Here is a 21,243-nt window from a genome sequence, read left to right on the forward strand (position 1 = left end):
GGAGTCCAGGATGGCCAACGACATCGCCGCGCACCACGGCCACCTGACCACCGGAGCGGCCGCCGAGGCGATCGCCGGACACCTGGGCCTGTTCTGGGACCCGCGCATGCGCGTGCGGCTGTACGCGTACGTCGACGCCGGCGGGGAGGGCCTCGACCCGCTGGTGGTCGCCGCGGTGAAGCTGATGCGCTGACGGCGCCTCCGCCCGCGAACCGGGCCCGCCGGTACCCTTGGCCACCCCATGGCACTCAGCAAGGAGTCGCGCATGCTCTTCCGCCAGCTCGAGTACTTCGTGGCGGTGGCCAGGGAGCGGCACTTCGCCCGGGCGGCGGAGTCCTGCTACGTATCGCAGCCCGCGCTCTCGGCGGCGATCGCCAAGCTGGAGCGGGAGCTGAACGTCACGCTCATCAACCGGGGCCACAACTACCAGGGCCTGACCCCGGAGGGCGAACGGCTCGTCGTGTGGGCCAAGCGGATCCTCGCCGAGCAGGACGCCTTCAAGGCCGAGGTGGCCGCCGTCCAGTCGGGCATCACCGGGACGCTCCGGCTGGGCACGGACCCCACGGCGTCGACGACCCTGGCGCTCCCGGTGGCCGCGTTCTGCGCGGCGCACCCGCTGGCCAAGGTGCAGGTCCGCTCCCGCCTCTCGACCAGGGAACTACACCGCCAGTTGCGGGAGTTCGAACTGGATGTGGCGATCGCCCACTTCGACCCCGGCGACCAGGAGGGCCTGCAGGTCGTCCCCCTGTACCGGGAGCGGTACATGCTGCTCGTCCCGGCCGACCAGCTCACGCCGCAGAGCGCCTCCACGATGACCTGGGCGGAGGCGGCGCAGTTGCCGCTCGCCCTGCTGACCCCCGACATGCGGATCCGGCAGAACATCGACCGGGTCTTCGCGGCGCAGGGGCTCGTGGTGAGCCCGCAGGTGGAGACGGACTCGATCGCCTCCCTCCACGCGCACGTGGGGGGAGGCGGCTGGGCCAGCATCGTGCCCCACGCGTGGCTGAGCGCGATGCCGGTGATCGGCAGGACGCGGGCGCTGCCCCTGGTCGATCCGGAGGCGGGCACGCAGATCTCGGTGGCCATCCACGCGGCGACCCCCGGTTCGGTCGCCGCCCGGGCCTTCGTCGACGCGGCGAAGGGGCTGGCGCTGGACGAGTTCTTCGACCAGCCCCTGCCCGCCGAGCCCCGGGTGAGGTGAACGGGGCTTCGTCACCCCGCGAACCGGGCCTCCACCGCCGACCGGTCGAGCGCGCCCTTGGCGGTGTGCGGCAGCTCGGCCACGAGGTCGAGCCGGTCGGGCACTTCGAAGGGTGCGAGCCGGTCGCGGGAGTACCGCAGGATCTGCTCGGGCCCGACGTCCTCCCCCTCGCGCAGGACCACGACGGCGCCGACCCGCTGCCCGTAGACGGGGTCGGGGACGGCGAACACGGCCACCTCGCCGACTCCGGGACACCCGGCGATGATGTCCTCGACGTGCTCGGGCGAGATCTTCTCGCCGCCGCGGTTGATGAGGTTCTTGATGCGCCCGGTCAGGGTCAGGTACCCGTCCTCGTCCAGCGAGCCCAGGTCACCGGTGCGCAGCCACCCCGCCACGAAACTCCGGGCCGTCTCCGCGGGGTTGTCGAGGTACCCCCGGGTGACGGTCGGACCGTGCACCCACACCTCCCCCTGGGTGCCCACGGGACACGTGAGCCCCTTCGCGTCGACGATCCGCAGCTCCACTCCGGAGGACCGGCCGACCGACCCGTGCTTGAGGGGCCCGCGCGCCGGCAACGGCTCACTGGCGGCCTGGTGCGTGGACTCGGTCATGCCGTACGCGGACAGCAGGGGCGCGCCGAAGGTGCGCTCCAGCGCCCGCTGCGTGGCCGTGTTCAGGGGCGCGCTGCAACTGCGGATGAACTTCAGCCGCGGCGCCCGGGTCCCCGGGAGCTCGGTCTCGGCCCGGTTCAGCAGGACCTCGTGGATCGTGGGGACCGCGGTGAACCAGGTGGCGTCCGCCGCACGGACGTCCTCCCAGAAGGTGCGCGCCGAGAACCGCCCCCGCGCGGGCAGCAGCACGCGTCCGCCGCCGGCCAGGGACGCCAGGAGCGCCGCGAACAGCCCGTGGCCGTGGAAGAGCGGCATCACCGCGACCGTCCCGTCGCCGGGCCCCAGCTCGTAGGTGGCACAGATGCCCCGTACGGACGCGGCCACGTTGGCGTGCGTCAGCGGGACCATCTTGGCGCCGGCCGTGGTGCCCGCGGTGAACAGCACGAGGGCGTCCTGCTCCGAGAGCGCGCGGGACGCCCCGCGCGCGGGGCTGCCCGGCGGCGTCCGGGTGTCCAGGGTGAGCGACGCCGTCCCGGCGCGGGAGGCGGTCACCCGCAGCGGCCACGTCGGTACGGGGACCCGGGCCGCCGGCCGGGTACCGGCCGCGGCCGGGCCGAGCAGGAGGGCCCGCGCCCCGAGCGCTTCGAGCCGTGCGGTCAGCTGTGGCCCGGGCAGCGCCGGGTCGAGCGGAGCCACCACCAGACCGGCCCGCGCGGCACCGAGCAGGGCGACGACGAACTCGGCGTCGTTGGCGCAGAGCAGGCCGATCGCGTCGCCGCGCCGCAGGCCGGTGGAGCCGAGCCGGGCGGCCACCTCGTCGGCCAGGGCCGCCAGGGCGCGGTAGGACAGGTCGACCCGGTCCGCGGTGACGATGAGAGCCCGGGCGTGCGGCCGCATGCGTACGTGCCGGTCGAGCAGATCGGCCAGCCCCGTGATCGCGGGCGGCCGGTACTCGCCCCGGTGCTCGCCCGCATCGCACACGGATGTCTTCGCCGGAACGGCCATGACCCCACCTCCCACGCCACGTCTGATGAAGCAGTCCCCAGCGAGCCTGCGGCCGGCGGAGGAGCGCGTCCAATACGCAACGGCGAACGCGCGATAACGGCTGCCTATCAAGGGAGTTGGAGGCCGCGCCCGGGGCCTTGCGGCTGCCGTCGATAGACGCCGTCTATCAGCTGGTTGCCGATGCGTCTTGGACGCGGGGAGCACAGGTCAAGAAGGTGGAACGAGCAGCCGCACCGCAGGACCCGCCCAAGGAGGACCTCGGATCATGACCGCCCCCTCGACTCCGGAGACAGCGGCGACCGCCGACGTCCCGACCGAGCTCACCGACGGCTACCACCTGGTCGTCGACGCGCTCAAGTTGAACGACGTGGACACCATCTACGGGGTGGTCGGCATCCCGATCACCGACCTGGCCCGCCTCGCCCAGGCGCGGGGCATCCGCTACCTCGGATTCCGCCACGAGAGCAACGCGGGACACGCGGCGGCGGCGGCCGGCTACCTCACCAAGAAGCCCGGCGTGGCCCTGACGGTGTCCGCACCGGGCTTCCTCAACGGGCTCGTCGCGCTGGCGAACGCCACCACCAACTGCTTCCCGATGGTCCAGATCTCCGGCTCCAGCGAGCGCCACCTCGTCGACCTCAAGCAGGGCGACTACGAGGAGATGGACCAACTCGCCGCGGCGCAGCCGTTCGTCAAGGCCGCCTACCGCGTCAGCCGGGTCGAGGACATCGGCCGCGGCATCGCCCGCGCGCTGCGCACCGCGATCTCCGGCCGTCCCGGCGGGGTGTACCTCGACATCCCGGCCGCGGTGCTCGGCTCCGTCATGGACGCCGAGGCCGGCGCCCGGACGCTGAGCCGCCTCGTGGACCCCGCGCCGCGCCAGCTTCCGGCGCCCGAGGCGGTGGACCGGGCGATCGAGCTGCTGGCGGGTGCGCGGCGGCCGCTGATCGTGCTGGGCAAGGGCGCCGCGTACGCCCAAGCGGACGCCAGGGTCCGCGAGTTCGTCGAGTCCACGGGCATTCCGTACGTACCGATGTCGATGGCCAAGGGGCTGCTGCCCGACGACCATCCGCAGTCGGCGGCCACCGCCCGCTCCCTGGCGCTGAAGAAGGCCGATGTCGTCGTGCTGGTCGGGGCCCGCCTGAACTGGCTTCTGAACCACGGCGAAGCGCCGCAGTGGAACCCCGACGCGAAGTTCGTCCAGGTGGACATCGAGCCCCGGGAACTGGACAGCAACCAGCCCATAGCGGCCCCGCTCGTCGGAGACGTCGACTCCGTGCTCGAAGCGATCGCGGAGCGGGCCAAGCCCGGCCAGATCACCGCCCCAACGGCCTGGCGGGAGGAACTGGCCGCCCGCTCGGCGCAGAACGTCGCCAAGATGGCGGAGCGCCTGGCGGCGGACCCGCACCCCATGCAGTTCATGGGCGCCCTCCGGGCCGTGCGCGACGTGGTGCGCGAGCACCCGGACACGTACATCGTCAACGAGGGCGCCAACACCCTGGACATCGCGCGCAACGTGATCGACATGCACGTGCCGCGGCACCGCCTCGACAGCGGCACCTGGGGCGTCATGGGCATCGGCATGGGGTACGCGATCGCCGCCGCGGTCGAGAGCGGAGCGCCGGTCGTGGCCGTGGAGGGCGACAGCGCCTTCGGATTCAGCGGCATGGAGCTGGAGACGATCTGCCGCTACGAGCTGCCCGTGGTGACCGTGGTCATGAACAACGGCGGGGTCTACCGGGGCGACGACGTCAACCCCCTCGACGGTGCCCCCTCCCCGACGACGCTGATGCTCTCGGCACGTCACGACCTGATGATCGAGGCCTTCGGCGGCAAGGGCTATCGCGCGACCACGCCCGCCGAGGTCACCGCCGCCCTCACCGAGGCGCTGGCCTCCGGACGCCCGGCGCTCATCGACTGCGCGATCGACCCGTCGGCCGGCACGGAGAGCGGCCACATCGCCCACCTCAACCCCAAGGGCATCACCGTCGGCAACATCACGCCGGCGAAGAAGTAGCAGCCGCCACCATTCAGGAGAAGGAATCCACCATGAGTGACCTGAGCCGCACACCGCTCGCCGGAATCAAGGTGATCGACTTCACCGGGGTCCAGGCCGGCCCCGCGTGCACCCAGATGCTCGCCTGGTTCGGCGCCGACGTCGTCAAGGTCGAGCGCATCGACGGCGGCGACGTGACCCGCCGTCAGCTCCGGGACATCCCCGACCTCGACGCCCTCTACTTCACCATGCTGAACAGCAACAAGCGTTCGCTGGCCATCAACACCAAGTCCCCCGAGGGCAAGGAGGTCATGGAGAGGATGATCCGCGAGGCGGACATCCTCGTCGAGAACTTCGCACCGGGAGCGATGGACCGCATGGGCCTCGGCTGGGACCGGATCCACGCGCTCAACCCGCGGCTCATCTTCGGTTCGGTCAAGGGCTTCAACGACGACTCGAAGTGGAACGACCTCAAGGTCTACGAGAACGTGGCCCAGGCCGCCGGCGGCGCCGCGTCCACCACCGGCTTCTGGGACGGCCCGCCCACCATCAGCGGCTCGGCCCTCGGCGACAGCAACAGCGGCATGCACCTGCTGATCGGCCTGCTGACCGCGATCATCCAGCGCAACGCGACGGGCCTCGGCCAGAAGGTGTCGGTGTCCATGCAGGACGCCGTGCTCAACCTGACCCGGGTCAAGCTCCGCGACCAGCAGCGCCTGGAGAAGACCGGCTACCTGGAGGAGTACCCGCAGTACCCGAACGGCGAGTTCGGCGACGCGGTGCCCCGAGGCGGCAACGCCGGAGGCGGCGGCCAGCCGGGCTGGATCCTGAAGTGCAAGGGCTGGGAGAACGACCCCAACGCCTACATCTACTTCACGATCCAGGAGCAGAACTGGGCCCGCACCTGCGAGGCCATAGGCAAGCCCGAGTGGACCGAGGACCCGCGGTACACCACGGCCCGGGCCCGCCAGCCCCACATCATGGACATCTTCGGCGAGATCGAGAAGTGGCTGGCGGACAAGACCAAGTACCAGGCAGTCGACATCCTGCGCACCTTCGAGGTGCCCTGCGCACCCGTGCTCAGCATGAAGGAGCTCGCCGCCGACCCCGACATGCGCAAGAGCGGCACGATCGTCGAGGTCGAGCAGAAGGAGCGCGGCACCTACCTGACGGTGGGCAGCCCGATCAAGTTCTCCGGCTTCACACCCGAGATCGAGGGTGCGCCGCTGCTCGGCGAGCACACCGACGAGGTGCTCGCGGACCTCGGCTACGACGCGGACGCCATTCGCAAGCTGCACGAGGGAAGGGTCGTCGCCTGACCCGGCCGCCCCGAAAACCCCAGGTGCCCTGCACGCGGTCCTCGCGTGCAGGGCACCTGGGTGTGTGTGCGGCGGGGCTTCAGGCCGGCGCGGCCTCACCGGAGGGATCGTCGCCGGCCGCCTCGCGCCGCATGCGCGCCCTCTCCCGGGCCCGCCGCGCGGTGACGTCCCGGATGACCGCGCCGCAGTGGGCGGCTGCGCCGTCCGGACCGGCCAGCAGCACCACGCTGAACTCGATGGACAGCCTGCGGCCGTCCGCCCCGACGGCGGGCACCGACAGCAGGTCGGCCTCGCCGTACCGGCTCACCCCCTGCTCCATCGCGGCCACGAAGCCGTCCCCATGACGCTTGCGGTGCTTCTCGGGGATGATCAGGTCCAGGCTGCGCCCGGCGACCTCCCCGGCGGAGTACCCGAAGATGCGCTCCGCCCCCCGGTTCCAGTAGCGGATCAGCCCTTCGCGGTCGACGATCACCAGGCCGTCGGGCGCCTGGGCGGCCATGCCCAGCACGACCGCGGGATCGAGCTCTGTCATGTCTCCTCTTTTCCTCATGGCTGAGGCGGGGCCTCTCCGGCATGGCTGAGGCGGGGCCTCTCCGGCGCAGGGGGCGCTCCCCGCCGTGAGAGACCCCGCCGCCGTGCCGCGGGGAGCGGGTCAGCCCTGGGAGGCCGCGGCCCGCAGGGCGATGCGGTGCTCGCCCGCGTACACGTTCATGGAGGCGCCGCGAAGGAAGCCGACGAGGGTCAGGCCCGCCTCCGCCGCCAGGTCGACCGCGAGGGACGACGGGGCCGACACCGCGGCGAGCACCGGAATGCCCGCCATCACCGCCTTCTGCGCCAGTTCGAAGGAGGCCCGCCCCGAGACCAGCAGCACCGTCCGCGACAGCGGCAGCATGCCGCCCCGCAGGGCGCGGCCGACCAGTTTGTCGACCGCGTTGTGCCGGCCCACGTCCTCGCGGACGTCGAGCAGTTCCCCCTCCTCGGTGAACAGGGCCGCCGCGTGGAGGCCCCCGGTCCGGTCGAAGACCTGCTGCGCCGCCCGTAGCCGGTCGGGGAGGCGGGCGAGCAGTCCGGGATCCAGCCGGACCGGGGGAGTGTCGTGGATCGGCCAGCGGGCCGTCGTACGGACCGCGTCCAGGCTCGCCTTGCCGCACAGGCCGCAGGACGAGGTGGTGTACACATGGCGTTCGAGCGTGATCTCCGGCAGCACGAGTCCCGGAGCCGTCCGCACGTCGACGATGTTGTACGTGTTGGCTCCGTCGGCCGTGGCTCCCGCGCAATACACGATGTTCCGCAGCTCCTCGGAGCTGCCCAGCACCCCCTCGCTGACGAGGAAGCCCGCCGCCAGGGCGAAGTCGTCGCCCGGCGTGCGCATCGTGATGGCGAGGGGCCTGCCGTTGAGCCGGATCTCCATCGGCTCCTCGGCGACGAGGGTGTCCGGCCGGGTGGAGACGGCCCCGTCCCGGATGCGGAGCACCTTGCGTCGTTCCGTGACCCGTCCCACGGCGATCACGCGGTCCGCAGTGCGAGCAGGTCCGAGATGGCGTGGACGGTCCGGAGCGTCCGCACCGGGACCCCGGTGATCTCCGCCAGCTCCACCACGGCCGCCAGCAGCACGTCGAGTTCGAGCGGCTTGCCGCGCTCCAGGTCCTGGAGCGTCGAGGTCCGGTGGTCGCCGACGCGCTCCGCACCGGCCAGCCGGCGTTCGATGGAGACCCCCACCTTGCAGCCGAGGGCCTCCGCGACGGCGAGCGTCTCCGTCATCATGATCTCGATGACCTCGCGCGTACCGCCGTGCCGGCACATCTCCCGCATCGTGGCCCGGGACAGCGCGCTGATCGGGTTGAAGGAGATGTTGCCGAGCAGCTTGAGCCAGATGTCGTTGCGCAGGTCTTGTTCGACCGGGCACTTGAGGCCGCCCTCCTGCATGGCCTCGCTGAACGCCAGGCAGCGCTCGGAGAGGGACCGGTCGGGCTCGCCGATGGAGAAGCGGGTGCCTTCGAGGTGGCGTACGACGCCCGGACCCGCCAGCTCGGTGGCCGCGTACACCACGCATCCGACGGCCCGTTCGGGCGCGAGGACGGCGCTGACCGCGCCGCCGGGGTCCACGCTCTCGATGCGGTGGCCCTCGTACGGTCCGCCGTGCCGGTGGAAGTACCACCAGGGGATGCCGTTCTGGGCGGCGATCACGGCGGTGCCCTCGTGCAGCAGCGGCTCGATGAGCGGCCCGCACGCCGCGTAGGAGTTGGCCTTGAGGCCCAGGAAGACGTAGTCGACCGGACCGATCCGGGCCGGGTCGTCGGTGGCGTGGGCGCGGGCGGTGAAGTCTCCGCGGGGGCTGTGCACCCGGACGCCGTGCTCCCTCATGGCCGCCAGATGCGGTCCACGGGCGACGAGGTGCACGTCGGCGCCTGCTCGATGCAGCGCGGCGCCGACGTATGCGCCGATCGCACCGGCGCCCAGAACTGCGACTTTCACCGGATCTCTCCGAGGACGCCCCGGGCTTCAGTCCGGGGAGGAACGGGTCCTTGGGGCGGAGCCGCGTAGCGGCGGAGTTCGTTGCTCATCTGCTCTGACCTGCGCTCTCTTTCGTTGTCAGTGGGGGTGGCTAGGTTGGGGTCATGCCGACAGCAGCGGTGGACGATGGCGAGGGGGAAGCCGGGCATGCCCGGTACACCTTCCGGCTTCGCGTGTCGTCCATCGCGTTGACCCGGCTTGAGGCGGAGTGGGCGCGGTGCCGGTGGGTGTGGAACGAGTGCGTGGCGATGTCCCGCAAGGTCCACGCCGACAACAAGACGGCCGGCGAGAAGGTGACGTGTGGAGGCTCGATGGCGTGGCTGCGTGAGGGCAGCAGCGTTCCGCAGCAGCAGATCATCCGAGACTTCGCCAAATCCCGCACGAAGGCGGTCAAGGACATCAAGGCCCGGATGCCGATGCGGCAGCGCGCCGGGATGCCGAAGTACAAGAAGAAGCACCTGGCGGACCCCACGCTCAACTACACGCAACGCGGCTTCCGGTTGAAGGACGGACGTCTCTACCTCGCTGGCGGCGTTGCCGTGACTGTGGTGTGGTCGCGGGATCTTCCTGGGCCGCCGTCGTCGGTGCGTGTGTACCGCGACAGCCTCGGGCACTGGTACGCCAGTTTCGTCGTCCCCGCGACCACCGAACCACTGCCCTCCAAGGGCGCGGTGATCGGTATCGACTGGGGCGTGCGGGAGATCGCGACCACCACGTCCGACGACCATGACCTGCCACACGCCGAACATGGCGGGAAGGCCGCCGGCCGCGTCGCGCACTACCAGCGGATGATGGTCCGCCGCCGCGTACCCAAGGACACCGCCCGCAAGTGGGCGAAGAGGGTGGTCCGCGACCATGACGCCCTCGCGGTGGAGGACTTCAAGGCGAAGTTCCTCGCCAAGTCCACCATGGCCCGTAAAGCGGCGGACGCCGCGATCGGCGCCACGAAGACGGCCCTGAACGAGATGGGTCGCAAGCACGGTCGTGCCGTGCACCTGGTCCACCCCGCGCACACCACCATGGACTGCGCGCAGTGCGGAGCGAGAACCAAGCACGCACTACCCCTCTCTGAACGAACCTACTCGTGCACCGCGTGCGGAGCCGTGTACCCCAGGGACAAGAACTCCGCCCACGTGATGCTCGTCCGGGCTGGTCTCAACCCGGCTGGTGCCGATCGTGTAAGAGCGTGCGGACCGCCGGTCCGCAGCCAACGTGAGCCAGGAATCCCCTCCCAGTAGGGAGCGGAGGATTCAATGTGTGGCACTCCGTTCGGGTCTTCCGAACGGTGTCGATGAAATATTGTCTACAGGATGGAATCGTTGGCGGCAAGGGCTGACGCGGGCCTGGCGGTGGGGAGTTGGCCGTCGGGAGGCCGCCGTCTCGGTGCGCCGTAGACTGTAGGCGAAAGACAATCCATCATGGGGTTCGCGACGCAGCGGCCGGCGCTGCCCAGGAGGGAACCGTGATGTTGTCGACAGGACTGCCGCAGGGGGCGGTGCCCAAGCTCGAACGGCCCGGCCCGCTGCGTGACCGCGTCTACGGGGCCCTGCTGGAGCTCATCACCACCCGCGCCCTCCAGCCGGGGCAGCACCTGGTCGAGAGCGAGCTCGCCGGACACCTCGGGGTGTCCCGGCAGCCCGTACGGGAGGCGCTGCAGCGCCTCAGCACCGAGGGATGGGTCGATCTGCGGCCCGCCCAGGGGGCGTTCGTGCACGAGCCGACCGAGGCGGAGGCCGACCAGCTCCTCACGGTCCGCACCCTCCTGGAGGCCGAAGCCGCCCGGCTGGCCGCCGCCCACGCCGGCGCCGAGGCCATCGCGGCGCTCGAAGAGCTGTGCGCGGAGGGTGAGCGGGCCGTCGCCGCGGACGACGTGGACGCCGCGGTCAGGGCGAACGCCCGCCTGCACGCGAAGATCATGGAGCTCGCGGGCAACGCCGTCCTCGCCGAGCTGGCCGCACAGGTGGACCGGCGCGTCCGCTGGTACTACACGCCCGTCGCACGGCAGCGGGGCCGTCAGTCCTGGGTCGAGCACCGGGAGTTGATCGCGGCGATCGCGGACCGTGACGGGGAGGCCGCGACGGCGATCATGCGCGCGCACACGGAGCACACGCGGAAGATGTACCACGAGCGGGAGAAATAGCAGTCCGGCGGCGGGATAGGTGACGGGACCGGCGGTCGCGGGCGGGGGCGTTGTGGCTCCGTGTCCCATCTCACCGTCCGACATTCGGGAAGCTGTGTTCATTTCCCGGTGATCCGCCCTAATGTGGGCCGCGCAGCTGGTTCGCCCCCGTCCGCCAGGCGGGATGCGTCGTAAGAGGGAACCCGGTGGGAATCCGGGACTGCCCCGCAGCGGTGAGCGGGAACGACCGCCGTCATACGCACTGGGACCGGAACCGGTCCTGGGAAGCGACGGCCATTAGGTGCCCGCCGGGAGACCGGCAGGCGTGCCCGCGAGTCCGAAGACCTGCCCGTTGCCCGTGCGCGATCGACCGCGCACGGTTTCCCGGTGACCTCGTGGGCGGGTCGGCGTGCTTCAGGCGGATCCTCCCGTCGCGTACCGAGCCGTACGCGACCCCGGCGCCCGCCCGTTCCCGCACCCCCTTCGCGTCCGCGACCCGTCACCGGGTCCATGGAGACACGCTCGCGAAGGAGAGTTCCGTGACCACCGAGTCCGCAGCAGCATCCACAGCCGCATCCACCGCCGCATCCGTACGGGCCACCGTGTACGGCTACCCCCGCCAGGGACAGAACCGGGAACTGAAGAAGGCGGTCGAGGGCTACTGGAAGGGCCGCGTCACCGCCGAAGCCCTCCGAGCCACGGCCCGCGAACTGCGCCGCACCAACTGGGCCCGGCTCGCCGAGGCAGGCATCACCGAGGTCCCGACCGGCGACTTCTCGTACTACGACCACGTCCTGGACACCACCGTCATGGTCGGCGCGATCCCCGACCGGCATCGGTCCGCCGTCGAGGCGGACGCCCTGGACGGCTACTTCGCGATGGCGCGCGGCACCCAGGACGTGGCCCCGCTGGAGATGACCAAGTGGTTCGACACCAACTACCACTACCTCGTCCCCGAACTCGGGCCCGACACCGTCTTCACCGCGGAACCCGCCCGCCAGGTAGCCGAATTGAAGGAGGCCCTGGCCCTCGGCCACTCGGCCCGCCCGGTCCTGGTCGGACCGGTGACCTACCTGCTCCTCGCCAAGCCCGCGCCCGGCGCGGCCCCCGGCTTCGATCCGCTGACCCTGCTCGACCGGCTGCTTCCCGTCTACGCGCAGGTCCTCGCCGAACTGCGCGCGGCGGGCGCCGCCTGGGTCCAGCTCGACGAGCCGGCCCTGGTCCAGGACCGCACCCCGGCCGAACTGAACGCTGCGGCCCGCGCCTACCGCGAGCTCGGCGGTCTCACCGAACGCCCCAAGCTGCTCGTCGCCTCCTACTTCGACCGGCTCGGCGAGGCCCTGCCCGTGCTGGTGAAGGCGCCCGTGGAGGGCCTCGCCCTCGACTTCACCGACCGGGCCGCGGCCAACCTCGACGACCTCGCCGCGGTCGGCGGCATCCCCGGCAAGCGGCTGGTCGCCGGCGTGGTCAACGGCCGCAACATCTGGATCAACGACTACCAGAAGTCGCTGACGACCCTGGGCACCCTGCTCGGCCTCGCCGACCGGGTCGACGTCGCCGCGTCCTGCTCCCTGCTGCACGTCCCGCTGGACGCGGACGCCGAGCGGGACACCGATCCGCAGATCCGGCGCTGGCTCGCCTTCGCCCGCCAGAAGACCACCGAGATCAGCACCCTCGCCCGCGGCCTGGCCCGGGGCACCGACGCGATCGCGGCCGAACTCGCCGCCAACCGGGCCGACCTGGCCTCCCGCGCCGCCTCCCGGATCACCCACGACCCCGCCGTCCGGGCCCGCAGCGCCGCGATCAGCGCGGCCGACGTCCACCGCTCCCCGTCCTACCCCGAACGGGCCGCCGCCCAGCGCGCCCACCTCGGCCTGCCCCTGCTCCCGACCACCACCATCGGCTCCTTCCCGCAGACCACGGAACTGCGCACCGCCCGCGCCGACCTGCGCGCGGGACGCATCGGCACGGCGGGCTACGAGGAGCGCATCCGGGCGGAGATCCGCGAAGTCGTCTCCTTCCAGGAGAAGGCGGGCCTCGACGTGCTGGTGCACGGAGAGCCGGAACGCAACGACATGGTCCAGTACTTCGCCGAGCAGCTGACCGGCTACCTCGCCACCCAGCACGGCTGGGTCCAGTCCTACGGCACCCGCTACGTCCGCCCGCCGGTCCTCGCCGGAGACATCTCCCGCCCCGACCCGATGACCGTCCGCTGGACCACGTACGCCCAGGAGCAGACGGCCAAGCCGGTCAAGGGCATGCTCACCGGCCCCGTCACCATGCTCGCCTGGTCCTTCGTCCGCGACGACCAGCCGCTCGCCGCCACGGCCCGCCAGGTCGCCCTGGCGCTCCGCGACGAGGTGACCGACCTGGAGGCGGCCGGCACCTCCGTCATCCAGGTCGACGAGCCCGCCCTGCGCGAAACCCTGCCGCTGCGCGCCGCCGACCACGCCGGCTACCTGGCGTGGGCCACCGAATCCTTCCGCCTCACCACCAGCGGCGTCCGCCCGGACACCCAGATCCACACCCACATGTGCTACGCGGAGTTCGGGGACATCGTCGAGGCCATCGAGCACCTCGACGCCGACGTCATCAGCCTGGAGGCGGCCCGCTCGCACATGCAGGTCGCCGATGAGCTGGCCGGCGCGGGCTACCCGCGCGAGGTCGGCCCCGGCGTCTGGGACATCCACTCTCCCCGCATCCCCTCGGCCGCGGAGGCGGCGGCCCTGCTGCGCAAGGGACTTGGGGCGATCCCCGCCGAACGCCTCTGGGTCAACCCCGACTGCGGCCTGAAGACCCGCGGCTGGCCCGAGACGAGGGCCTCGCTGGAGCACCTCGTCGAAGCGGCCCGCCAGGTGCGCGCGGAAGTCTCGCCGAGCGCCTGATCACGGTGGCGAGTGCCTGATCCCCGTAGGGAAGCCGGCACCCGGGGCGTCCGGGTGCCGGCCGGGGGCGTACCGCGGAGCCGCGCCCCGGGAGGCGGGTGGGGTCAGGCGGGCTGCGGGCCCAGCCGCTGCCACAGGTGCTCGTCGACCCGGTCGAGGAAGGCCAGGGCCTCCCGCTCGACCGCTTCGGCGGCGGCGCCGGTCCGGCCGTGGTTCTCGATCCGCTGGTACGTCAGGTGGAGCTGTTCCAGGGCGCGGTGGATCGCCGCCGGCTCCACGGGCACGATCTTCGCGACCGGGCGTACGTAGTTCGGCCACCACCCGGTGACCGCCTCGCGCAGCAGTACGCGCAACTGGCCCGTCCTGCCGCACGCCCCGACGAAGCAGGCGGGCGGCGGCCGCAGCACCTCGAACAGGGCCTGGGTCTGCCGGCTCGACCCGCGCCAGCGGTTGCGCCGTTCCGCCTCGGCGTAGCGGTCGCGGGTCATGCCGACCCCCACGGCCGCCTGCTCCACCGTCAGTCCCAGGAGCGTCCGGCACTGCAGGAGCGTGGCCGGTTCGCCGAGCAGATCGCCCGGTGAACACCACAACGCGGCTGCCAGCGCCTTGATCTGATGGCTCGTCGGGACCTCCGTGCCCCGCTCCCATGCCAGGAGCGTGCCGGGGTGAAGGGGGTGTCCCTGGAAGGCCGATACGGCCCAGGCGACCTGGCCGTGCGTGAGTCCGAGCTGCTCGCGCACGGCGGCGGCGCGGCGGGGCTCCAGCGGGGGATAGGCGGAGATTTCGCCCTCGGGCGGGCTGTGGAGATCGTCTTGGGATGGCATAGCCGGACACCGTAGGGCGAGGCGGCGCCCCAGCCAAGGCCTGCCTGCGGATTTCGCGGGTGCTCGGGACGTCGGTCGACGCGCGTTGACCGGCCCGCCCACGGTGATTGTGCGTACGTCCAAAGAATCGGAGGAATCGATTGTTCCCCCTGGAGGAGTTGACGGCCGGGGGGCCTGTTCGTAGGGTCGCACTCGTCCACAGCGGAAAGTGAATTCCGCGATGAGGAATCTTGCCGTTCTCCCCACCCCCGGACACCGGCACGATTTCCGTATCCCTCCGGGCAAGTCCGTCCACTTGTCCGGTCTTCCGGCCGTGCTTCGCCCCCGACCGTCCCCGCCGCCCGCCGGCCGGGAGGTCTCTCGGAGGGACTGTCCCTTTTGCGCTCCCCTACGCTCTTCACGCACGAACACTCCGCCCCGCCCGCCCTGCCCCTTCCCGTCCATCCCGCGGACGAAGTCCTGCCCATGCGGCGGATGATCCCCGCCGCCCTGCAGCACGTGGCCAGCATGTACGCGGGCCTCGCGGCGCCTCCACTGATCATCGGTGGCGCCCTGGGCCTGACGGCGGCGCAGCTCACCGCGCTGCTCGCCGCGAGCCTGGTGGTCGCGGGCCTGGTCACCGTCGCCCAGACGCTGAACTTCTGGGGTGTGGGGGCCGGACTGCCCGTCACCAACGGCGTCTCGTTCGCCGTGGTGTCCCCGGTCCTCGCCGCCTCCGTGTCACGCGGACAGGACACCCTGCCCCTGGTGTTCGGCGCCACCCTCGTCGCCGGGGCCCTCTGCTTCCTCCTGGCGCCGGCCTTCTGCCGGCTCCTGCGCTTCTTCCCGCCCGTCGTCAGCGGTTCCGTCATCACGCTGGTCGGCCTCTCGCTGCTGCCGGTGGCCGGGGAATGGGCCCGGGGCGGAGACCCCGGGTCCTCCGGCTACGGCTCACCGTCCAACCTCGCGCTCGCCGCCGGAACCCTCGCCTTCACGCTCCTCCTCCACCGGCTCCTCAGCGGACGCTTCCTGCAACGGGTGGCCATCCTGCTCGGGCTCATCGCCGGCACGGCCGCCGCAGTGCCGATGGGCAAGGTCGACCTCCAACCCCTCACCCAGGCACCGCTGTTCGCGCTCCCCGAACCGTTCGCCTTCGGTGCCCCGCAGTTCGAGGCGCCGGTCATCGCCACCATGCTCGTCGTCATGCTCGTCTCCATGACGGAATCCACCGCCTCCCTGATCGCGGTGGGATCGGTCGTCGACAGGCCGGTCGACGCGCGCGTCATCGCGGGCAGCCTGCGCGCCCAAGGGCTGGGCACCGCACTCGGCGGCGCCCTGGGAGCTTTCGTGAGCTGCGCCTACGCCCAGAACGTCGGCCTGGTCGCGATCAGCCGCATCCGCAGCCGGTACGCGGTCACCCTGTGCGGAGCGATCCTGGTCCTGATGGGCCTCGTACCGGTCCTGGGTTCGCTCGTCGCGCTCGTGCCGCTGCCCGTGCTCGGCGGGGCGGCGGTCGTCTTCTTCGGCTCGATCACCGTCGCCGGGATCCGGACCCTGACCAAGGCCTCCCTGGCCACCGGGCACAACGGCATCATCGTGTCCGTCGCCCTCGCCTTCGGTCTCTTCCCCGTCGCATCGGCCGACTTCTACGAACGGCTCCCCGCGCCCGTCACCATGGTGCTGGGGTCTGGCATCACGGCGGGATGCCTCGTCGCCGTCCTCCTCAACCTGCTCCTGAACCACTTCGGACGGGGCAGCGAGGCCAACGAGAGCCACGTCCCCACCGCCCAGGTCAACGCCTTCGACGGCATGGCCGGCTCCCGCGCGACCGGGGGCGGGGGCGGGGGCCTTCCCTCCGGGTGAGGCCTCGTGCGGTCCCGCTGCTCAACCGGCTTCAGAGGGAGCCCAGGTGAGGGGGTACCTCTCGCCACCCGCCCGGTCGACCCACCGAAGCCGGTCCCGTACGATCCCGCGCCGGCCCTCCGGGATCCGCTCCACCAGCCCGCTGAGCAGGTCGCGCATCCTGCGGAGCGCCATCGGGGAGCCGGCGGCGGCGTAGAGGAGGTCGTCGACGGCCGTGCGCAGGTACCGCTCCCAGTCGGGCACAGGGACGGCCACCCGCAACCGGCCGGCCTCGTCGGCGAAGTGGCCGATGCCCAGATCGCGGCCGGCGAGGCGGGCCAGCAGGTCTTCGACGCGGTCGAGGCACTCCACCGCCGTGGCCGGGTCGTTGACGGCCGGGGAGAGGGCGCGCAGCGCGATGTCGGCGAGGAGCCGGAAGGGCAGGTCGGGGTCTTGGTCGAAGGTGCGCTCGACTCCGGTCTCCAGCGTGCCGAGCAGAACGGCCTCGGGCAGATCGCCGCCGGTCACCTCGGCGAGCGTCATGCCCCGTGACACGGTCGTTCCCGGGGGGACGAGGAAGGTGACCGTGCAGTCGCGCTCCATGGCCAGGCCGACCAGAGCGCGTACGTCGATCTGCTGCACCACCACCGCCGGTCCGGACCAGAGGACGGCGGTGGCCCCGGCCGCCGGGGATGGTGGGTCGGCCGTGGCCTGGTCCGGTTCGTACGGCCGTACGTACAGGTCGTCGAACAGCCGGTGCGCGCGCGTCGCGATCGAGGTCAGGGAATGACCGAGCTGGATCGAGTGGAACGCTCTCGTCTGCAGTGTCCGCATGAGGGCGAGCGCGACCAGGGTGAGCACCATGGCGGTGCCCGGAACGAGGGTCGAGACGGTCGCCCTGCGGGCACCGACGGCCAGTCCCGAGGTGATGCTGAAGACGAACACGCCGACGGTGAAGGCGAAAGTGCGCCACACGATCGGGTCGTCCCGGAAGAGGCCGAGGCGCGGAGTGAAGGTGCTGGCGGAGAACTGGACGACCAGGAACAGCATCGAATAGATGATGCTCACCAGGCTGATGACCCCGAACCCGAGGGTGAACAGGAGCGTCACCACCGGTCCGGCATCCACCTGGGGGCCCAGCGAGAGCCTGGGGACCAGCACCCCCAGGGCCACCCCGGCGACCGCGCAGACGAGCTGGGCCAGATCCCTGCGCATCGCGCGCGCGGGACGGTGGAACGACGAGCCGGACATCCAGCCTCCTCCAGGTCCCGGTGAGCGCACCCCTCCGATGAGGATGCAACCACGGGAGGGGTGAGAGGAGGCGGCAAAATGCCGGATATGGCGTATTTCATAGCGTTCTAGTGTCGGGTGCCGTCCGGCCGGCGAGGGCCGGCGAGGGCCCGGGTCGCGGCGGACTGGAGGGCGGCGCGCAGTTCGGCGTCCCGGTTGCGGTCGGTGCGTGCTTCGACCAGGCGGATGCCCTTGCCGGCGAGCGCCTCGGTGAGGCGGTCCGTCGTCGTCAGGCGGGTGTACGGGGTGGCGGTCGCCTCGGCGAGGAGGGCGAGGTCCGCACTGTGGGGGGTGCCGAAGACCCGCTCGAAGGGGCCCGGGTGTTCTGCCTGTTCGAGCAGGGAGAAGATGCCTCCGCCGTTGTTGTTGACGACGAGGAGGGCGAGGTCGGGCACCGGTTCTCCCGGGCCGAGCAGCAACCCGTTCTGGTCGTGGAGCAGGGTCAGGTCACCGAGCAGGGCGCAGGCGGGCCCGCCGCGGGCCAGGGCCGCGCCGATCGCGCTGGACACCACTCCGTCGATGCCGCTCGCTCCGCGGTTGGCGAGGACGGTGGGCCCTGGAGGGCCGATGGGGACGGGCAGGTGCTGGTCGAGATCGCGGATGCTGAGGCTGGGGCCGGTGAAGAGGAGCGCGCCGGGGGGCAGGCAGCGGGTGAGGGCGCGGGCGATACCGGGTGCGGTGATCTCCGGAGCCGCGTCGAGGACGCCGTCCAAGGCCTCGCGGACGGCCCGGTCGGCCCGGAGCCATGAGTCGAGCCAGCGGGAAGGGGACGGTGCGGGGATGCCGGGGTCGGTGAGCGGGGGTGGGCGGAGGTGGGCACGGGCCGTTCTGGCGGGGTCCGCGGGATGGGCGCCGGAGACCACCAGGTGGGTGCGGGCCGCGCTGAGCAGGGAGGTCTGCTGCCGGGTCAGCCCGGGCCGGCCGGCGCTCACGACCAGGTCGGGGCGGTGCGCCTCGAGGAATCCGGGGACGCGGAGCAGGTGCGCCGCGGCGGTGAGCGCGTTCGGTCCGTAGCGGCCGGCGGAGGTGGGCTCCGCCAGGACGGGCCACCCGGCGCGCTGCGCGTGCGCCACCAGGGGCGCAGGGTCGGGGCAGCCGTCGCCCAGCAGCAGTACGCCGCGTTCGGTGGTGGGCAGCGGCTCGCCCGCCGGGGCCCGGCGGGGCGGGGTGCTGCACCAGGGTTCCCCGGCCGGCCGGCCCTCAAGGGATTCCGGCCAGGGGTCGGGACTGCTGCCGAGGGCGGGTACGAGCGGGGTGCGGAAGGAGATGTTGAGGTGGACGGGGCCGGCAGGACCGTGGTGTGCGCCGGCGGCGTGGCCGTACGCGCGGGCGGCCAGGGAGCGCCAGTACGACACCGCGCCTTCGCGGCGCTCGGGGACCCCGGTCTCGCAGAACCACCGCACCGCACCGCCGTACAGCCGGATCTGGTCGATCGTCTGGGGGGCGCCGGTGTCGCGTAGTTCGGGCGGCCGGTCGGCGGTCAGCAGGAGGAGGGGGACGCAGGACCGGTCCGCTTCGACGACCGCCGGGTGAAGGTTGGCGGCAGCGGTTCCCGACGTGCACAGGACCGGTACCGGACGACCGGAGCCCTTGGCCAGGCCGAGGGCCAGGAACCCGGCTGAGCGTTCGTCGATCCGTACGTGCAACCGGAGCCTCCCGGTGCGGTCGGCCTCGTGGAGGGCGAGGGCGAGGGGTGCCGAGCGCGAGCCGGGGGACAGGACGGCTTCGGTGACGCCGTTGCGGACGAATTCGTCGGTGAGGACCTCGGCCAGCGCGGTCGCGGGGTGGACGGCGGGGCCGGTCATGCGTGCTCCAGTCGGGCGTGTGCCAGCGCGAGGCGCTCCGCCCAGGGGGCGAGCGGGGCGGCGTGGGTGGCCAGTCGGGCTGCGGAGACGGGTGGGGTGCGTACGTCGATCCAGCCGTCCCGGGGAGCGAGCGGGAACTCGCTCAGGTCCGCGTCCAGCAGTCCGACGGTGCCCAGGCCGCAGGCGTACGGGAGTTCGGGCAGCGCGGCGGCGAGCGCGACTCCGGCGGCCAGGCCGACCGAGGTCTCGACGGCGCTGGAGACCACGACGGGCAGGCCGCAGGCCTCGGCCACGGCCAGGGCCGCCCGCACGCCGCCGAGCGGTTGGACCTTGAGGACCACGAGGTCGGCGGCGCCGGCGGCCCTGACCCGCAAGGGGTCCTCGGCACGCCGGATCGATTCGTCGGCCGCGATCGGCACGTTCACCCGGCTCCGCAGCCGGGCGAGCTCGCCGAGGGTGGCGCACGGCTGCTCGGCGTATTCGAGGTCGTAGCGGCCCAGCGCGCGGAGCATGCGCACGGCCTGGTCGACGTCCCAGGCGCCGTTGGCGTCGATCCGGACCCGCCCCGTGGGACCGAGGGCGTCGCGCACCGCCTCCACCCTGGCGATGTCGGACGCCTCGCTCTGGCCCGGCTCGGCGACCTTCACCTTGGCGGTGGTGCAGCCCGAAGCCGCGACCAGAGCGTGTGCGGCTTCGGGGGTGACGGCCGGCACGGTCGCGTTGACCGGGATCCGGGTCCGCAGCGGGGCCGGCCAGCCGGTGTGGGCGGCTTCCCGGGCGCAGGCCAGCCAGCGGGCGCTCTCCTGCGGCCCGTACTCGGCGAAGGGCGAGAACTCGCCCCAGCCGGCGGGGCCGCGGAGCAGGCAGCCCTCGCGGCGGGTCAGGCCGCGGAAGCGGATCCGCATGGGGAGGGAGAACGCGTACAGCGGCCGGTCGGGGGTCGCGGGCCCGCTCAGTACTGCCACGCGAAGTCCGTCCAGTCGGCGGGGCGCTTCTCCAGGAAGGAGTCGCGGCCCTCCTCGGCCTCCGCCGTGCCGTAGGCCAGGCGGGTGGCCTCGCCGGCGAACAGCTGCTGTCCGACGAGCCCGTCGTCGATCAGGTTGAAGGCGAACTTGAGCATGCGCTGTGCGGTGGGGCTCTTGCCGTTGATCTTCCGGCCCCATTCGAGGGCGGTGGCCTCCAACTCCTCATGCGGAACCGCTGCGTTGACCATGCCCATCCGGTACGCGGCCTCGGCGTCGTAGGTGTCGCCGAGCAGGAAGATCTCCCGTGCGAACTTCTGCCCCACCTGGCGGGCCAGGTAGGCGGAGCCGAATCCGCCGTCGAAGCTGGCGACGTCCGCGTCGGTCTGCTTGAAGCGGGCGTGCTCGCGGCTGGCGAGCGTCAGGTCGGACACGACGTGCAGGCTGTGGCCGCCGCCCGCGGCCCAGCCCGGCACCAGGCAGACCACGATCTTCGGCATGAAGCGGATCAGCCGCTGCACCTCAAGGATGTGCAGCCGGCCCGCACGCGTCGGGTCCCAGCTCCGCGAGGTCTCTCCGGTCGCGTAGCGGTAGCCGTCGCGGCCCCTGATCCGCTGGTCGCCGCCCGAGCAGAAGGCCCAGCCGCCGTCCTTGGGGGAGGGGCCGTTGCCGGTGAGGAGCACGCAGCCGACGTCGCCGGTGCAGCGGGCGTGGTCCAGGGCCTGGTGCAGTTCGTCCACCGTGTGCGGGCGGAAGGCGTTGCGCACCTCGGGGCGGTCGAAGGCGATGCGCACCGTCCCCTGGTCCACGGCACGGTGGTAGGTGATGTCGGTGAACTCGAATCCGTCGACGGCCTTCCAGCGGGAGGCGTCGAACAGGGCTGAGACCACG

At 72.2% G+C, this 21,243-nt stretch carries 17 protein-coding genes and 1 riboswitch; of the genes, 8 read left to right on the forward strand and 9 right to left on the reverse strand.

Annotation, left to right across the window (positions count from 1 at the left end; translation table 11 throughout):
* Positions 1-10: 10 nt before the first annotated feature.
* Positions 11-193 (forward strand): formate dehydrogenase subunit delta, encoded by a 183-nt coding sequence (locus AC061S_RS16345; RefSeq protein ID WP_478686671.1) that lies wholly within the window; start codon positions 11-13, stop codon positions 191-193.
* Positions 194-265: 72 nt separating this feature from the next.
* The gene (locus tag AC061S_RS16350; protein WP_478686730.1) at positions 266-1,201 is read left to right on the forward strand and encodes a LysR family transcriptional regulator; all 936 of its coding nucleotides are present in this window, start codon (positions 266-268) and stop codon (positions 1,199-1,201) included.
* An 11-nt stretch (positions 1,202-1,212) separates the two neighbouring features.
* Here the strand turns inward: AC061S_RS16350 and AC061S_RS16355 are convergent, their stop codons facing one another.
* A complete protein-coding gene (locus tag AC061S_RS16355; RefSeq protein WP_478686672.1) occupies positions 1,213-2,817 on the reverse strand; it encodes a FadD7 family fatty acid--CoA ligase in 1,605 nt (534 codons plus the stop codon).
* Between the two features lie 265 nt (positions 2,818-3,082).
* Here AC061S_RS16355 and oxc point away from each other — a divergent pair, with 265 nt between their 5' ends.
* Both oxc and frc read left to right on the forward strand, forming a co-directional pair.
* A complete protein-coding gene (gene oxc, locus AC061S_RS16360) occupies positions 3,083-4,834 on the forward strand; it encodes an oxalyl-CoA decarboxylase (protein WP_478686673.1) in 1,752 nt (583 codons plus the stop codon).
* A 41-nt stretch (positions 4,835-4,875) separates the two neighbouring features.
* Positions 4,876-6,132: a formyl-CoA transferase gene (gene frc / locus AC061S_RS16365; RefSeq protein ID WP_478686731.1), complete on the forward strand. Its 1,257-nt coding sequence runs from the start codon at positions 4,876-4,878 to the stop codon at positions 6,130-6,132.
* Positions 6,133-6,211: 79 nt separating this feature from the next.
* Here frc and AC061S_RS16370 read toward each other — a convergent pair whose 3' ends face one another.
* From AC061S_RS16370 to AC061S_RS16380, 3 genes are all read right to left on the reverse strand, one after another.
* Positions 6,212-6,664: a PAS domain-containing protein gene (locus AC061S_RS16370; RefSeq protein ID WP_478686674.1), complete on the reverse strand. Its 453-nt coding sequence runs from the start codon at positions 6,662-6,664 to the stop codon at positions 6,212-6,214.
* Positions 6,665-6,784: 120 nt separating this feature from the next.
* Positions 6,785-7,633, reverse strand: a complete 849-nt coding sequence (fdhD, locus tag AC061S_RS16375; RefSeq protein ID WP_478686732.1) for a formate dehydrogenase accessory sulfurtransferase FdhD — start codon at positions 7,631-7,633, stop codon at positions 6,785-6,787.
* Positions 7,634-7,638: 5 nt separating this feature from the next.
* A complete protein-coding gene (locus AC061S_RS16380; protein WP_478686675.1) occupies positions 7,639-8,607 on the reverse strand; it encodes a 2-dehydropantoate 2-reductase in 969 nt (322 codons plus the stop codon).
* A gap of 143 nt (positions 8,608-8,750) precedes the next feature.
* Here AC061S_RS16380 and AC061S_RS16385 point away from each other — a divergent pair, with 143 nt between their 5' ends.
* The 3 genes from AC061S_RS16385 to metE all read left to right on the forward strand — a co-directional run bounded on the left by AC061S_RS16385 (position 8,751) and on the right by metE (position 13,650).
* On the forward strand, positions 8,751-9,884 hold the full coding sequence (locus AC061S_RS16385; protein ID WP_478686676.1) for an RNA-guided endonuclease InsQ/TnpB family protein: 1,134 nt from the start codon (positions 8,751-8,753) through the stop codon (positions 9,882-9,884).
* A gap of 227 nt (positions 9,885-10,111) precedes the next feature.
* Positions 10,112-10,786, forward strand: a complete 675-nt coding sequence (locus AC061S_RS16390; RefSeq protein ID WP_478686733.1) for a GntR family transcriptional regulator — start codon at positions 10,112-10,114, stop codon at positions 10,784-10,786.
* Between the two features lie 120 nt (positions 10,787-10,906).
* Positions 10,907-11,132, forward strand: a riboswitch (cobalamin riboswitch).
* 172 nt (positions 11,133-11,304) lie between these two features.
* Positions 11,305-13,650: a 5-methyltetrahydropteroyltriglutamate--homocysteine S-methyltransferase gene (gene metE, locus AC061S_RS16395; RefSeq protein WP_478686677.1), complete on the forward strand. Its 2,346-nt coding sequence runs from the start codon at positions 11,305-11,307 to the stop codon at positions 13,648-13,650.
* Positions 13,651-13,754: 104 nt separating this feature from the next.
* Here metE and AC061S_RS16400 read toward each other — a convergent pair whose 3' ends face one another.
* Complete coding sequence (locus tag AC061S_RS16400; protein WP_478686678.1) at positions 13,755-14,474, reverse strand: helix-turn-helix domain-containing protein; 720 nt, start codon at positions 14,472-14,474, stop codon at positions 13,755-13,757.
* A gap of 378 nt (positions 14,475-14,852) precedes the next feature.
* On the opposite strand from AC061S_RS16400, the gene AC061S_RS16405 reads away from it, so the two are divergent.
* Positions 14,853-16,316: a nucleobase:cation symporter-2 family protein gene (locus AC061S_RS16405; RefSeq protein ID WP_478686679.1), complete on the forward strand. Its 1,464-nt coding sequence runs from the start codon at positions 14,853-14,855 to the stop codon at positions 16,314-16,316.
* Positions 16,317-16,337: 21 nt separating this feature from the next.
* Here the strand turns inward: AC061S_RS16405 and AC061S_RS16410 are convergent, their stop codons facing one another.
* The 4 genes from AC061S_RS16410 to AC061S_RS16425 all read right to left on the reverse strand — a co-directional run bounded on the left by AC061S_RS16410 (position 16,338) and on the right by AC061S_RS16425 (position 21,242).
* Positions 16,338-17,546: a DUF2254 family protein gene (locus AC061S_RS16410; protein ID WP_478686680.1), complete on the reverse strand. Its 1,209-nt coding sequence runs from the start codon at positions 17,544-17,546 to the stop codon at positions 16,338-16,340.
* Positions 17,547-17,653: 107 nt separating this feature from the next.
* Positions 17,654-19,390 (reverse strand): 2-succinyl-5-enolpyruvyl-6-hydroxy-3-cyclohexene-1-carboxylic-acid synthase, encoded by a 1,737-nt coding sequence (menD, locus tag AC061S_RS16415; RefSeq protein WP_478686681.1) that lies wholly within the window; start codon positions 19,388-19,390, stop codon positions 17,654-17,656.
* The gene (locus AC061S_RS16420) at positions 19,387-20,355 is read right to left on the reverse strand and encodes an o-succinylbenzoate synthase (RefSeq protein WP_478686682.1); all 969 of its coding nucleotides are present in this window, start codon (positions 20,353-20,355) and stop codon (positions 19,387-19,389) included. The genes menD and AC061S_RS16420 overlap by 4 nt, the downstream gene beginning before the upstream one ends.
* On the reverse strand, positions 20,343-21,242 hold the full coding sequence (locus AC061S_RS16425; protein WP_478686683.1) for a 1,4-dihydroxy-2-naphthoyl-CoA synthase: 900 nt from the start codon (positions 21,240-21,242) through the stop codon (positions 20,343-20,345). The genes AC061S_RS16420 and AC061S_RS16425 overlap by 13 nt, the downstream gene beginning before the upstream one ends.
* Between the last annotated feature and the right edge of the window lies 1 nt (position 21,243).

Source organism: Streptomyces sp. CA189 (assembly GCF_056428985.1).

Excerpts from the sequence above, each read along its gene's own strand:
- AC061S_RS16345 (WP_478686671.1), top strand. The coding sequence starts at position 11 with ATGGCCAACGACATCGCCGCGCACCACGGCCACCTGACCACCGGAGCG.
- AC061S_RS16390 (WP_478686733.1), top strand. The coding sequence starts at position 10,112 with ATGTTGTCGACAGGACTGCCGCAGGGGGCGGTGCCCAAGCTCGAACGG.
- AC061S_RS16385 (WP_478686676.1), top strand. The coding sequence starts at position 8,751 with ATGCCGACAGCAGCGGTGGACGATGGCGAGGGGGAAGCCGGGCATGCC.
- AC061S_RS16355 (WP_478686672.1), bottom strand. The coding sequence starts at position 2,817 with ATGGCCGTTCCGGCGAAGACATCCGTGTGCGATGCGGGCGAGCACCGG.
- AC061S_RS16400 (WP_478686678.1), bottom strand. The coding sequence starts at position 14,474 with ATGCCATCCCAAGACGATCTCCACAGCCCGCCCGAGGGCGAAATCTCC.
- oxc (WP_478686673.1), top strand. The coding sequence starts at position 3,083 with ATGACCGCCCCCTCGACTCCGGAGACAGCGGCGACCGCCGACGTCCCG.
- AC061S_RS16350 (WP_478686730.1), top strand. The coding sequence starts at position 266 with ATGCTCTTCCGCCAGCTCGAGTACTTCGTGGCGGTGGCCAGGGAGCGG.
- menD (WP_478686681.1), bottom strand. The coding sequence starts at position 19,390 with ATGACCGGCCCCGCCGTCCACCCCGCGACCGCGCTGGCCGAGGTCCTC.
- AC061S_RS16370 (WP_478686674.1), bottom strand. The coding sequence starts at position 6,664 with ATGACAGAGCTCGATCCCGCGGTCGTGCTGGGCATGGCCGCCCAGGCG.
- AC061S_RS16410 (WP_478686680.1), bottom strand. The coding sequence starts at position 17,546 with ATGTCCGGCTCGTCGTTCCACCGTCCCGCGCGCGCGATGCGCAGGGAT.